This window comes from Xanthomonas sp. DAR 34887 (genome assembly GCF_041245805.1).
Lineage (GTDB): Bacteria > Pseudomonadota > Gammaproteobacteria > Xanthomonadales > Xanthomonadaceae > Xanthomonas_A > Xanthomonas_A tesorieronis.
The window spans coordinates 2,459,017-2,472,439 of sequence record NZ_CP162490.1 but is presented as its reverse complement, the minus strand read 5'-3'; the positions used below and the strand labels follow the sequence as shown (position 1 = coordinate 2,472,439).

Here is a 13,423-nt window from a genome sequence, read left to right as displayed (position 1 = left end):
CTGCCGCGGCACCATCCGCGTTACCATGCGCGTTTTCGCCGACCATCCTTCCGCAATGAGCCGAAACACTCTTTCCGTCGCGCTGATCCAGGAGCGCAACCATGGCGATGCCGCGGCGAATCTGGCGGTCATCGAATCGCGCGTGGCCGAAGCCGCGGCGCAGGGCGCGCAGTTGGTGCTGCTGCAGGAACTGCACAACGGCGCCTACTTCTGCCAGCACGAGTCGGTGGACGAATTCGACCTGGCCGAGCCGATTCCCGGCCCCAGCACCGAGCGCCTCGGCGCGCTGGCCAAGCGCCATGGCGTGGTGCTGGTCGCGTCGTTGTTCGAGCGCCGCGCCGCCGGCCTGTACCACAACACCGCGGTGGTGTTCGAGAAGGACGGCAACCTGCTCGGCAAGTACCGCAAGATGCATATCCCGGACGATCCGGGCTTCTACGAGAAGTTCTACTTCACCCCGGGCGATCTCGGCTTCACCCCGATCCAGACCTCGGTCGGCCGCCTCGGCGTGCTGGTGTGCTGGGACCAGTGGTATCCGGAAGCGGCGCGATTGATGGCGCTGGCCGGTGCCGAACTGCTGCTGTATCCGACCGCGATCGGCTGGGATCCCAGCGACGAGCAGGCCGAGCAGGAGCGCCAGCGCGATGCCTGGATTCTCAGCCATCGCGGCCATGCCGTGGCCAACGGCGTGCCGGTCCTCAGCTGCAACCGGGTCGGCCACGAGCCCTCGCCACTGGCGGCCGATGGCGTGGTCGGCGCGGCCGGCATCCAGTTCTGGGGCAACAGCCACGTGCTCGGCCCGCAGGGCGAGTTCGTCGCCGAAGCCGGCGCCGAACCGACCGTGCTGGTCTGCGACGTGGACCTGCAGCGCAGCGAGCACGTGCGGCGAATCTGGCCGTTCCTGCGCGACCGTCGCATCGACGCCTATGGCGATCTGCTCAAGCGCTATATCGACTGACGCGCCGCACCTGCGGCGGCTGCAAGCCCAAGACCCGCCGCACCCCGGCGCCGACCAGGCGCCCTTCGATGAGTGATGGAATGAACGAACTTTCCCAGGCCGGCGACGACGCCCTGTTCGCCGGCCAGCCGTACCGCATCGTCGAGCGCGATGGCGTGCGCTACACCCTGCTCGGCACCGCCCACGTCTCGCTGGCCAGCGTCGCTGCGGTGGAACGGGCGATCGACAGCGGCCGCTTCGACGCGGTCGCGGTGGAGCTGGACCCGCAGCGGCTGCAGGCGCTCACCGATCCGGACGCGCTGACCAAGCTGGACCTGGTGCAGGTGATCCGCAAGGGCCGGGTCGCCTTGTTCGCCGCGAACCTGGCGTTGGCCGCCTACCAGCGGCGCTTGGCCGAACAGTTGGGCATCGAACCCGGCGCCGAACTCAAGCGCGCGGTGCTGCTGGCGCGCGAGCGGCAGTTGCCGGTGTACCTGATCGACCGCGAGGTCGGGCTGACCTTCAAGCGCGCTTCCGGCCGGCTCGGTTTCTTCGGCAAGCTCAAGCTCGGCAGCGGCCTGCTCGGCGGCCTGTTCGCCTCCGACGAGGTCGGCGAGGCGGAGATCGAGAAGCTCAAGCAGGGCGACATGCTCGAGGCCAGCTTCGGCGACTTCGCCAGCGAAAGCCCGGCGCTGTACGACACCATCATCGCCGAGCGCGACCGCTACATGGCCACTCGCCTGCGCGAGGAACACGCGCAGCGGGCCGCGCCCAGCCAGACCCCGATCGCGACCCCGGACTATCTCGACGGCGCACGTGCCGACGGCATCCGCGAGGTGCTGGCGGTGGTCGGCGCCGGCCATCTGGCCGGCCTGGCCAGGCACCTGCAGGACGATCAGGACGATCCGGCCACGCTGCGCAAGGCGCTGGAAGACGTGCCGACCAAGAAAAAGGTGCCGTGGATCACCCTGACCCTGACCGCGCTGGTGCTGGGCGGCGTCGCCTGGGGCTACTGGCGTGGCGGATTCGCGCTGGGCACCGACCTGCTGCTGCAGTGGGTGCTGTTCACCGGCGGCCTGGCCGGGCTGGGCTGCCTGCTGGCCGGCGGACATCCGCTGAGCATCGTCGCCGGCGCCATCGCCGCGCCGCTGAAGCCGTTCCGGCCCGGCGTGCCCGCCGGTGCGTTCAGCGCACTGGTCGAGGTGCACATGCGCAAGCCGGCGTACGGCGACTTCCTGGCGCTGCGCGACGACGCGCAGAACCTGCGCGGCTGGTACCGCAACCGCGTCTCGCGGGTGGTGCTGACCTTCCTGCTGACCAACCTCGGCAGCATGGTCGGCGTGTGGCTTGCGGGGTTCCGCATCTTCGGCAAGCTGGCCGGTTGAGCCGCCGCGGCGGCAGCGCCATGCGCCCTGCCCGTTGCATCGCCACCCGTGACGTTAAACATGTGGGAGGGGCTTCAGCCCCGACGCCTTCTCGGTAGAGGCGTCGGGGCTGAAGCCCCTCCCACAACGTTTTCCGCGCGATGCAGCGGACGACCAGCGCGCCCGGCCATTCCGGCGCGCGGCATCGCTCCGCCGATCAGGACAACAGCGGCGCCGGCACCCCGCGGCCGCCGCGGGCGCGGCGTACCAGCCGCGCCACGCCGGTGCTGAGGTCGTCGAGGATCGCATAGATGGTCGGCAGGAACAGCAGGCTGACCACGGTGGAGAACGCCAGGCCGCCGGCGATCGCGCGCGCCATCGGGTAGTAGGCCGGGCCGTCGCCGAACATCTGCGTGGTGGTCAAGGAGATCGGCACCATCGCCAGGATCGCGGTGCCCATGGTCATCATGATCGGCCGCAGGCGCTCGCGCGAGCCTTCCACCAGCGCCTCGGTGCGGCCCAGCCCGCGCCGGCGCAGGTTGTTGATGTGCTCGATCATCACGATGCCGTTGTTCACCACCACGCCCATCAGCACCAGGATGCCGATGAAGGCCATGATCCCGAAGTTGGTGCCGGTGATCCAGAACAGCCAGAACACGCCGAAGATCGAGAACAGCACGCCGCTCATGATCGCCGCCGGGAACAGCAGCGATTCGAACACCGCGGCCATCACCACGTAGATCATCAACAACGCGATCAGCAGGTTGAACATCATCTGCTGGCCGGCCTTGTCCTCGTCCTGGCCATCGGCACCGTCGAAACTGTAGTGGTAGCCGGCCGGGAAACTGACGCCCTTCAGCGTGTCCTCCATCGCCTGCTTGGCCTCGGCCGGCGTGACCTTGAGCCCGAGGTTGGCGGTGACGGTCAGCGTGGTCTGGCGGTTGGTGCGCCCGATCTGGGTCGCCGCCGGCCGCGTCTGCACGTCCACCAGGCTCAGCAGCGGCACACTGCGCCCGTCCTTGGTACGCACGTTGAAGCTGTCCAGATCTTCGGGCGTCGTCTCCTCGGCGCCGGCGAAGCGCACCCACACCGGCACCTCGTTGTCGCCGCGGCGGAACTCGCGCAACGAGGCGCCACGCAGCGCCAGGCCGACGAAGCTGGCGACCTGCTCGGCGTTGAAGCCGAACGCCGCTGCGCGGTCGCGATCCACGCGCACCGCCAGTTCGGTGGTGCGATCGCCGGTGTCCACGCGCACGTCGCGCAATTCCTTGCGCCGCGCCAGCAGCGGCACCACGTCGTCGGCGATCGCGCGCAGCGTCTGGGTGGAATCGCCGACCAGTTGCACCTGCACGCTCTGCGCGCCGCTGCCCTGCCCATTGCCGTTGCCATTGCTGCCGACGCTGTAATCGGCCAGCGCCGAGCGCGGCAGCTCCTTGCGGATCTGCTCCATCAACGCCTGCAGGTCGCGCACCTGCTTGAGGTCCACGGTCAGCGTGGTGCTGCTGCCTTCCACTTCGCTGAACCACGAATACACCTGGGTGACGTGGTAGCGCTGGCGGCGCGCGTCGATGAAGCGCTCGAGCTTGGCGACTTCCGCCGACAGCTGCTCGCGCGTATACGATCCCTTCCACTGGTAGCCGATGAAGATCTGCTCGCCGCCGTCGCCGCCGAACATGTCCTTCTTGGTTTGCAGCATCGGCACCACGCTGAGCGCGGTGATCAGCGCGATCGCGGCCACGCTCCAGCCGCGATGCGCCAGCGACCAGCGCAGCACCCCGGCATAGCGGCGCTGCAGGCGCGGGATCAGGCCGCGCTCGGAGCGGACCAGCGCCGGCGTGCGCATGCGCGCGGACAGCATCGGGATCAGGCTCACCGCCACCAGCCACGAGGCCAGCAACGACACCGAGATGGTGATCGCGATCTGCGCCATGAAGATGCTGATGTTGTTGGTTTCGCCGAACAGGTTCGGCACGAACACGATGCAGTGGCATAGGGTGCCGGCCGACAACGCGATGGCCACGTTGCGGGTGCCGATGATCGACGCCAGCTGCGGCTGGTCGGGCATGCGCTCGCGTTCCTGGTAGATGCTCTCCACCACCACTACCGCGTTGTCCACCAGCATGCCCACCGCCAGCAGCAGGCCCATCATGGTCAGGATGTTGAGGGTCACCCCGGCGAAATACATGAAACCCAGGGTGATGGTGAAGCAGATCGGGATCGCCAGGGTCACCATCAGCGTCGACGGCCAATGGCGCAGGAAGAAGAACAGCACCGTCACCGACAGCAGCAGGCCGACCCCGCCGGCTTCGGCCAGCTCGCTCAGCGACGAGGTCACCGCCTTGCCCTGGTTGTCGATGACCTTCACCTGCACGTCGCTGAGCGCCGGCTGCTTGCGGATTTGCTCGACCTCGGCCAAGACCGCGCGCGACACCTCGACCAGGTTGGCGCTGCGCTCCTTGTACACGTCCAGCCCCACCGCCGGGCGCCCGTCCAGGCGCCGGCCATAGTTCATCCGGGTCGGCTTGAGCCGGATTTCGGCGATGTCGCCCAGGCGCAGGCCCTTGTTGTCGATGACCAGGTCGCGCAGTTCCTGCAGGTCGCGCAGCTCGCCGACCGGCTGCACCCGCAGGCGCTGGCCGTGGTCGTCGATCTGCCCGGCCGACAGCGAGAAATTGAGCTTGCCCAGGCGTTCGCTGAGATCGTTGAGGCTGAGGTTGTGCGCGCTGAGCCGGTCCGGCGCGATTGCGATCTCGACCTCGTTCGGCGGCGCGCCGGACACCTCCACCTTGGCCACGCCGGGGATGCGTTCCAGGCGCCGCTTGAACTCGCGGTCGAGCATGTCGTAGGCGCCGGTCAGATCGGCCGCGCCGGCCAGGCGCACCTTCAGCACCGGCTCGTCGCTGCTGGACCACTTGAACACGTGGTAGCGCTGCAGATCGTCGGGCAGGTCGGCGCGGATCGCATCGATGCGCTCGCGCGCGTCGGAGGCGGCGATGGCGATATCGCGATCCCAATCGGAGAACTCGATGAAGATGTTGGCGCCGTCGGCGGTCGCGGTCGAGCGCATGCGCTTGATCCCGGTCATCGTCGCCAGCGCTTCCTCGGTCGGCCGCACCAGGTTGCGCTCGACCTCGTCCGGGGTCGAACCGCTGTACGGCAACTGCACGAACAGGAACGGTGCGGAGATGTCCGGCAGCGCCTCCAACGGCAGCCGGAACGCCGCGATCAATCCGACCACCACCAGCGACACGAAGCACATGATGGTGGTGATCGGACGGCGGATGCTGAACTCGGCGACGCTCATGCCGGTTCACCCGCGCCATCGCCAGTGCCGTGGCCCAGCGCCTGCAGGCGCCGCCGCGCGCGTTGCCCGCGTTCGGCGTAATAGCCGTCGGCGCGGCGATCCAGGCGGTCGTAGACCACCGGGATCACCACCAGCGTGAGCAGCGTGGACACCAGCAGGCCGCCGATCACGGTGATCGCCATCGGCGCGCGCACTTCGGCGCCCTCGCCTGCCGCCACCGCCAGCGGCAAAAAGCCGAACAGCGTGCACAGCGTGGTCATGATGATCGGGCGCAGGCGCGAGCGTGCCCCTTCGATCAGCGCCTCGCGCTTGGCCACGCCTTCCTCGCGCAGTTGGTTGACCTTGTCGATCAGGATGATCGCGTTCTTGGTCACCAGCCCGACCAGCAGGATCAGGCCGATGAACACCACCACCGACACCGGCTTGCCGGTCAGCAGCAGCGCCAGCACCGCGCCGACCATCGCCAGCGGGATGGTGAACAGAATCACGAACGGGTGCAGCAGCGATTCGAACTGCGAGGCCATCACCAGGTACACCAGGAAGATCGCCAGGCCGAACGCGAACAGCAGCGACTTGGCCGACTGCGCCAGTTCCTCGCCTTGCCCGCCGATGTGCATGCCGACGCCGGCGCCGAGCGGCTCGCGCGCGACCATGTCCTGCACCTCGCGCACCGCGCCGCCCAGGTCGATGTCGCGCAGGTTGGCCGACACGATCGCCACGCGGATCTGGTCGGCGCGGTGGATCTCGCTGGGACCGGTGGTGGCGACCACGTCGGCGACCGCGTCCAGCGTCACCGGCTTGCTGCTGCCCGGATTGACGATCAACCGGCGGATGCTGTCGACGCTGGCGCGATCGCTCTGCTGCGCGCGCACCAGCACGTCGATCTTGCGGTCGCGGAAGCTGTAGCGGGTGGCCACATCGCCACGCACCTTCTTCACCACCACGTCGGCGATCTGCCGCGTGGTCAGGCCCAGCGCACCGGCACGCTCCTGGTCGAAACGGATCTGGATTTCCGGGAAGCCTTCTTCCACCGTCGATTTCACGTCGGCATAGTGGCCGTTGCCGCGCAGCATCGCGGTCAGCTTCTGCCCGGCGTGCTGGATGGTCTCCAGATCCTGCCCGCGCAGCTCGATTTCCAGCGGCGTGGAGAAACTGAACAGCTCCGGGCGGCTGAAACCGACCTGCACGCCCGGATGCTGGCGCATCGTCGCGCGCATGCGCTCGCTCTGCTGCGCCTCGAACTGCGCGCTGCCGCCGCCGGCCATGGCGATGGTCAGCTTGCCGATATTCTCGCCGCTTTCGGTGGGGCTGGCATCGAGCCGGGTGCCGCTGCCGCTGACGCCATACAGCGCCTGCACGCCGGCGTCCTTGCCGTGGGTTTCCTGCAGTTCGCGCACCAGCGCATCGGTCTGCCGCAACGGCGTGCCGGCCGGCAGTTTCACCGTCATCTCGAAGCGGTCCTGGGCCAATTGCGGGATCAGGTCGGCACCGAGCATCGGCAGCACCGCCAGCGTCGCCGCGAACGCCAGCGCCGCCAGGCCCAGCACCAGCCACGGTCGTGCCAACGCACCCGGCAGCAGCCGCAGATAGCCGCGTTCGGCGCGCGCGTACGGCGCCATCGCCAGGTCGCTAGCCTTGCGCATCACCGGCGCGACCACCGCCACGCCGCCGCGCCACAGCCGCACCACCAGCCACGCCGCGCCGAAGAAGCCGCCGCGCACCGCCGCGGCGGCACCGCGCCGGCCCCAGGCCACCGGCTTGAGCCAGCCGCGCTGCGGCTGCCAGTGCGGCTGCTCCGGTTCGGGCGGGAAGGCCAGCGGTGGGCGTCCCTTCAGCGAACTGAGCATCGGGATCAGGGTCATCGACACCACCAGCGAGATCGCGATGGCGATCGCCACGGTCAGGGCCTGGTCGCGGAACAGCTGCCCGGCCACGCCCTCGACGAACACCAGCGGCAGGAACACCGCGATCGTGGTCAGGGTCGAGGCCACCACCGCCATGCTGACTTCGCGGGTGCCGGCGATCGCCGCATCGAGGATGCTCAGGCCGCGCTCGCGCGCCTTGGCGATGCTCTCCAGCACCACGATCGAATCGTCCACCACCAGGCCGGTGGCCAGCGCCAGGCCGCCCAGCGACATCACGTTCAAGCTCAAGCCCAGCTGGCCCATGAAGAAGAACGTGGCCACGATCGACACCGGCAGCGACAGGCTGATCACGAACGTGCTCCAGCCGTCGCGCAGGAACAGGAAGATGATCAGGATCGCCAGCAGGCCACCGATCACCGCGTCCTTCTTGACGTCGCCGATGGCGTGCTCGATGAAGCGCGACTGGTCTTCCAGCGTGGTCAGTTCCACGTCCGGCGGGATCTGCGTCTTCAGCTGCTCCAGGCGCTTGCGCAGCGCCGCCGCGGTGGACACGGTGTTGGCGTCGCCTTCCTTGTAGATCGCCAGCTCCACCGCTTCCTTGCCGCCCAGGCGGATGATCGCCTCGCGCTCCTTGTAGCCCTGCCGCACCTCGGCCACGTCCTTCAGCCGCACCGGCATGCCATTGGCGATGGTGGTGGTGGAACTGGACGAGGCGCTCTGCGCGGCCGAGGCCGCGGCCAGCGCCGCTTCCGAACCGGTCGAGGCGGCGATCGCGTACATCTGCTGCAACGCCGAATCGGCGGCACTGCTGCCCGCGCCCTGGGTGGTCAGCAACAGGTTGCGGATCTCGTCCAGGTCGGCGAACTGGTTGACCGTGCGCACCAGGTAGCGCTGCGAGCCCTGTTCCAGGCGCCCGCCGGAGATGTTGATGTTCTCTTCCTTGAGCCGGGTGATGACGTTGTCGATCGGCAGGCTCAGCTGCGCCAGCCGCTGCTGGTCGATATCGACCTGGATCTCGTCTTCCAGCCCGCCGCCGACCTTGACCGCGGCCACGCCGGCCACCGGCTCCAGCTTCTTCTTCAGGTCCTCGTCGGCGTAGCGGCGCAACTGGGTCAACGCGCGCACCGCATCGGCGTCGCTGGCCGGCGTCGCCTTGCTCGCCAGCACCAGGCGCATGATCGGTTCGGTGGAGGGATTGAAGCGCAGCAGCACCGGCGCCTTGGCTTCCAGCGGCAGCTCCAGCGCCTCCATCTTGTCGCGCACTTCCAGGCTGGCCTGGTCCATGTTGGTGCCCCAGGCGAACTCCAGCACCACGTCGCTCTGCCCGGTGCGCGACACCGACTTGAGCTTGCGCAGGTTCTTGACCACGCCGACCGCTTCCTCGACCGGCTCGGTCACCAGCGTCTCGATCTCCGAGGGCGCCGCGCCGGTGTATTCGGTGCGCACGGTCAGGGTCGGGTAGCTCAGGTCGGGCAGCAGGTTGACCTTGAGGCTGTTCAGCGCGATCACGCCGAACAGCAGCAGCGTCACCGTGGCCATCGCGATGGTGACGCGGCGGCGCGTGGCGAATTCGACCAGCCCGCCGCCGCGGACGCCAGGCGGCGAGTGTTCGTGCGGATCGCTGCCGTGATCGGAACCTGCGCTGGTCATCAGTGCGCTCCGACCGCGGCGCCGCCGCCGACCTCGGCGACCTCGCGCTGCGGCGCGATCACCTGCACGCGGCTGCCGTCGCGCAGGGCGACCTTGCCGGCGGTGACCACCTGGTCGCCGGGCTGCAGGCCGTCGCGAATCTCCACCCACGGGCCTTCGGAATAGCCCAGCTTCACCGGCACCCGGGTCACCTTGCCGGCGCTGACCCGGAACACCGCCGGATCGCCGTCGTCGAGCAGCGCCAGGCGCGGCACCACCAGCGCATCGGCGCGCTGGTCGTAGTCGATGCGGATGCGCCCGAACATGCCCGGCTGCAAGGCTTCGGCGCCTTCCTCGAACGCGCACACCACGCGGAACGTGCCGCTGCCCGAATCCACCACCGGCGCGATGCGATCGACCTTGCCCTGGTACTGCTTGCCCGGCAGCGCATCGGCCTGCAGCGTCACCGGCTGCCCGGCCTTGAGCGTGGCCAGCTCGCGCTCGGGCACGTTGAGCGTGGCTTCCAGGCGCGAGTCGTCGACGATGCGGAAGATCGGCGTGTTGATCTGCACGAAGTTGCCGGTCTTGATCGAACGCGATGCGATCACTCCGGAGATCGGCGCGACCACCGTGGCGTAGGACAGTTCCAGCGACGCCAGCTGATGCTGCGCGCGCACGTTGGCCAGGTCGTACTTAATCTGGTCGACATCGGCGGCACTGACCAGTTGCTGGCCGACCAACTGCTCCGAGCGCCGATAGTTGTTCTCCAGCTTGCGCAGCTGCGCCTCGCTCTGCGCCACCGCCAGCCGCGCGCGGTCCGGATCCAGCCGCACCAGCGGCTGCCCGGCGCGCACCTGCTGGCCCTCCTCGGCCAGCACCGCCAGCGCCACGCCGGAGGTCTTGGCCACCACCTGCGATTCGGCGCGCGCCTCCAGCGCCGCGGTGCCGCTGTAACTGGCCGCCACGGCGCGCCGGCTGGCCTTGGCCACCTCGACCGGCACCGCGTCGGGCGCTTTCTCGGCTTCCTTGGCCTTGGCCTGCGCATCGCCGGCGGCCGGCTTGCAGCCACCGAGCAGCAATGTGGAGGTGATCAACAGCGCGGCGGCGCAGCTGGCGGTGCGTCGGCGCGTGGAATATCGCGTCATCGTCGTGTCCCTGGTGGATGGCGTGAATGGTGTTGTAGGTAAGTAGATCACCTGCTGACGCCAAGGTGAATGAGCCAAAGGTCATGGTGCAGGTCATGGCCCATCGCATGCCGCGTGCATGGAGGATCTCGACGGCCTGTTTCGGAGCCGCGAAAGGCCAGGCTATACTCGGGTCGTTCCGTGTTCCCCCACGCCGGAACTCCCAGTCCCGTCCTCCGGACCACGAAACCATGCGCACGCAGCCGCTAGCCGCTTGTTTTGCTTTGGCCGTACTCGTTTCTCTCGGGGTCGTCCCGGCCGTGGCGCAGACCGCGCCGGCGCCCGCCGCCCCTGCCCCAGCCGCCGCACCGGCCGCGCCCGCTGCCGCCGTGGGCCATGCCGACAACGGCAGAGTGCTGACCTATACCTGCCAGGGCTGCCACGGCATCACCGGCTACAAGAATGCCTACCCGAGCTACCGCGTTCCCAAGATTGGCGGCCAGTCGGCGCAGTACCTGACCCAGGCGCTGACCGAATACCGGCTCGGCAAGCGCAAGCATCCGACCATGCAGGCCCAGGCGGAGAGCTTCTCCGACCAGGATATCGCCGACATCGCCGCTTACCTGACCACCCTCAAGTAGCCATCCCATGCCGAAAGCCGCGCACGCATTGCGTCCCGCCATCGTCCTGCTTGCTGCCCTGTGCCTGGGGGCGTGTTCGCAATCGCAGGTGGAATCCACCAGCCAGTCCGCCGGCGATCCCGGCCACGCCAGCGGCGAGCATGGGTCCGGCTCGTCCGCCGGCCTGCCCAGCGGCCGTGCCGCCGCCGGCGAGAAACTGGCCCTTGCCAAGGGCAAGGCCACCGGGCAGAGTTGCATCGACTGCCACGGCGCCGACGGCAACGCGCCGATCGACCCGAGCTATCCCAAGCTGGGCGGCCAGTACGGCGACTATGTCGCGCACGCCTTGCAGGCGTACCGCGCCGGCGACCGCCAGCACCCGCTGATGACCCCGCAGGCGGCGCCGCTCAGCGACCAGGACATCGCCGACCTGGCGGCGTATTTCGGATCGCGCGCCACTCAGCTGCACGATCTGCACGGCCTGAAGTGACCGCGAGGCGCCGGCGTCTCGCCGGCGTCGGTTCTCGCCGCTGGTCGGTGCGGCAAACGTGGAATCGCCGGCGTCAGATGGCGAGCTTCGTGCCGGCCTGCCGAGAAGCGCTGTACGCCCATTGGGCTGAGCACGATCTGCCGCGTGTCGGCAGCGAGTCTTCCTTCTCTAGACGCGGCGAGCGCAATGCGGCGTTACGCCGGTTTCGGCAATCTGTCGCGTTACCGATAGCTTCTGCTGCGCTGAAAAGCCTAACTGCAGAATGGCCGCACCTGCAGTTGCAGGCGTCGGCATGCCGGCGGATTGCTGCCGCATGCATGCGGCAATTGCCGCTGGCTGGAGCCACCGCGCAAATGTGTGCGGTTCCGCGCCTACTTTACGCTGCCGTTGTCTTCCTGCAGGCCCGGCTTGAACGGTACCGCCGGTGGCGGCCGCGCGCCGGCGGGCTGATCGTTGAGGTTCGGATCGGTGATGCCGCAGCCGCCGCCCAGCTGCAGGATCGAGACCACGCAGGAAATGCTGCTGGTGGTGCCGGGAATCGGGATGTTGACGGTCTTGATGCCGCGCCGCACCCACTCTTCCAGCAGCGTCGCGTTCGGCAACCAATACTTGTCGAACGAGGTCGGCGTGTAGTCGTACGGCGGACGCTTGAGCCACTGCCCGGCATTGGCGATCTGGTCGCGCGACCAGCTGTCGGTCTCGCTGCCGGGCGCACCGCGCGGCGGTGCCTTGCCCTGCCCTTCGCCGCCAGGCACGCGCACGCTGCCATCGCCGTTGAACATGCCGTTGCGCTGGCTGGCGCCGGCACCCGCGTCGCCGGCGCGGTTGCGCGACGCTGCCCCCCAGTCGTCGCCGCGCTGCGGCGTCGCCCAGCCGCCGTCGTGCGCGACCGCGGCCGGACCGCTGCCCGGCGCAGTCGCCTGGCTTCCAGGCGGCGCGGCACCGCTGCCAGCCGGCGTTCGCGTCTCGGTCTTGCCTTGCGCCACGGTACCGGTCGGGGCCGCCGTCTGCGCCGAGGCCGCGCCGGCCGCCGGTGCACTGGCCGTCGCCTCGGGCTGAACCGCTGCGGTGGGCGTCGGCGTCGCCGCAGTGGCCGGCGTCGGCAGCTCGATCTGTCGCACCTGCGGCGCCGCCGGCGTACGCAGCGCCGGTGCGGGATCACGCGTGCGGATCTGCGGCATCTGCACCTGCACCTGCGGCAGCGGTTCGGGCACTTCGCGCTCGCGTATCTGCACCTGTGGCTCGGACGGGCGCGGCACCGGCAGCTCGCGCGGCTGGATCTGCGCCACGCGCGGCACCTCGGTGACCACTTCGACTTCGCGCTCGGGCACCTGCACGCTCGGCGGCGCGATCTCGCGCACGGTCAGCGTCGGTTCGCGCATGCTGGGCGGCGGCAGCACGAAATCGCTGCTCGGCTGGGCGGTCTCGGTGACCTGCAGCGGCTGATCCGGGGGCGGCGGCGGTGGACTGGTCACGGCCTGCGCAGCGCTCGCCGCCGGCGTGGCGGAAGCGGCAGGCGCCGCCGCTGCGGTCTTGGGCGGGGTGGCAGCAGTCGTCGCAGCGGCCCGCTGCGCATTTGCCGCTGCGGCCTGCTGCGCGGTGGCTGCGGCCGCTGGATCCTGCTCGGCGGCGCCGCCACCGGTCTCGGCCGGGGTACCGCGGCCGACGAATTCCACTTGCACGCGCCCGGCCTCGCTCGCGTCCGGACGCGGCGGCAGCAGGCGCACGAAGGCGACCCACAGCAGGAACAGCGCGAACAACAGATGCAAGGCCAGGCTGACCAGCGCCGCGATCCGCCGCCACCAGCGCTGGTCGTACGGGGCCGGATCCCAGTGCTGCCACCACAGGCGGCGAAACGCCTGCCACGGACTCAGTGCCGGCAGGCGCGCGGTCGGCGCCGGTGCCGGCTGCGGCAGCGCCGCTATCAACTCGGAAGCGACGAACGGGCGCGGCCTGGCCGGCTGCGAGGAGATCCAGTGCGCCCAGCCGTACGGCAGGCCGGTGCGGCGATCGCGCAGCAGCTTGCGCGGCGAGCGCGCCAACAGCGCGGCGAGGATGTCGGCGGCGCGCGTCACCGGCGTGGCGGAGGA

At 69.5% G+C, this 13,423-nt stretch carries 8 protein-coding genes; 4 read left to right on the top strand and 4 right to left on the bottom strand.

Features of this window, described 5'->3' with window-relative positions; genetic code table 11:
• Positions 1 to 55 precede the first annotated feature (55 nt).
• Together AB3X08_RS10505 and AB3X08_RS10500 are read left to right on the top strand one after the other, a co-directional pair.
• Positions 56 to 958, top strand: coding sequence for a carbon-nitrogen hydrolase (locus AB3X08_RS10505; protein ID WP_369938107.1), 903 nt, complete (start codon positions 56 to 58; stop codon positions 956 to 958).
• 68 nt (positions 959 to 1,026) lie between these two features.
• A complete protein-coding gene (locus AB3X08_RS10500) occupies positions 1,027 to 2,322 on the top strand; it encodes a TraB/GumN family protein (RefSeq protein WP_369938106.1) in 1,296 nt (431 codons plus the stop codon).
• 196 nt (positions 2,323 to 2,518) lie between these two features.
• Here the strand turns inward: AB3X08_RS10500 and AB3X08_RS10495 are convergent, their stop codons facing one another.
• From AB3X08_RS10495 to AB3X08_RS10485, 3 genes are read right to left on the bottom strand one after another with little or no spacing between them, the layout of a single operon-like run.
• The gene (locus AB3X08_RS10495; protein WP_369938104.1) at positions 2,519 to 5,605 is read right to left on the bottom strand and encodes an efflux RND transporter permease subunit; all 3,087 of its coding nucleotides are present in this window, start codon (positions 5,603 to 5,605) and stop codon (positions 2,519 to 2,521) included.
• A complete protein-coding gene (locus tag AB3X08_RS10490) occupies positions 5,602 to 9,120 on the bottom strand; it encodes an efflux RND transporter permease subunit (protein ID WP_369938102.1) in 3,519 nt (1,172 codons plus the stop codon). The genes AB3X08_RS10495 and AB3X08_RS10490 overlap by 4 nt, the downstream gene beginning before the upstream one ends.
• Positions 9,120 to 10,244: an efflux RND transporter periplasmic adaptor subunit gene (locus AB3X08_RS10485; protein ID WP_369938100.1), complete on the bottom strand. Its 1,125-nt coding sequence runs from the start codon at positions 10,242 to 10,244 to the stop codon at positions 9,120 to 9,122. The genes AB3X08_RS10490 and AB3X08_RS10485 overlap by 1 nt, the downstream gene beginning before the upstream one ends.
• Before the next feature lie 230 nt (positions 10,245 to 10,474).
• Between AB3X08_RS10485 and AB3X08_RS10480 the strand changes: the two genes are divergently transcribed.
• Together AB3X08_RS10480 and AB3X08_RS10475 are read left to right on the top strand one after the other, a co-directional pair.
• Positions 10,475 to 10,864, top strand: a complete 390-nt coding sequence (locus AB3X08_RS10480; RefSeq protein WP_369938099.1) for a c-type cytochrome — start codon at positions 10,475 to 10,477, stop codon at positions 10,862 to 10,864.
• A 7-nt stretch (positions 10,865 to 10,871) separates the two neighbouring features.
• A complete protein-coding gene (locus AB3X08_RS10475) occupies positions 10,872 to 11,333 on the top strand; it encodes a c-type cytochrome (protein ID WP_369938098.1) in 462 nt (153 codons plus the stop codon).
• Positions 11,334 to 11,704: 371 nt separating this feature from the next.
• Here the strand turns inward: AB3X08_RS10475 and AB3X08_RS10470 are convergent, their stop codons facing one another.
• A complete protein-coding gene (locus AB3X08_RS10470; RefSeq protein ID WP_369938097.1) occupies positions 11,705 to 13,408 on the bottom strand; it encodes a hypothetical protein in 1,704 nt (567 codons plus the stop codon).
• Positions 13,409 to 13,423 lie beyond the last annotated feature (15 nt).

Bases quoted from the DNA above. Each gene is read 5' to 3' on its own strand.
- AB3X08_RS10505 (WP_369938107.1), top strand. From the start codon at position 56: ATGAGCCGAAACACTCTTTCCGTCGCGCTGATCCAGGAGCGCAACCAT.
- AB3X08_RS10500 (WP_369938106.1), top strand. From the start codon at position 1,027: ATGAGTGATGGAATGAACGAACTTTCCCAGGCCGGCGACGACGCCCTG.
- AB3X08_RS10495 (WP_369938104.1), bottom strand. From the start codon at position 5,605: ATGAGCGTCGCCGAGTTCAGCATCCGCCGTCCGATCACCACCATCATG.
- AB3X08_RS10490 (WP_369938102.1), bottom strand. From the start codon at position 9,120: ATGACCAGCGCAGGTTCCGATCACGGCAGCGATCCGCACGAACACTCG.
- AB3X08_RS10485 (WP_369938100.1), bottom strand. From the start codon at position 10,244: ATGACGCGATATTCCACGCGCCGACGCACCGCCAGCTGCGCCGCCGCG.
- AB3X08_RS10480 (WP_369938099.1), top strand. From the start codon at position 10,475: ATGCGCACGCAGCCGCTAGCCGCTTGTTTTGCTTTGGCCGTACTCGTT.
- AB3X08_RS10475 (WP_369938098.1), top strand. From the start codon at position 10,872: ATGCCGAAAGCCGCGCACGCATTGCGTCCCGCCATCGTCCTGCTTGCT.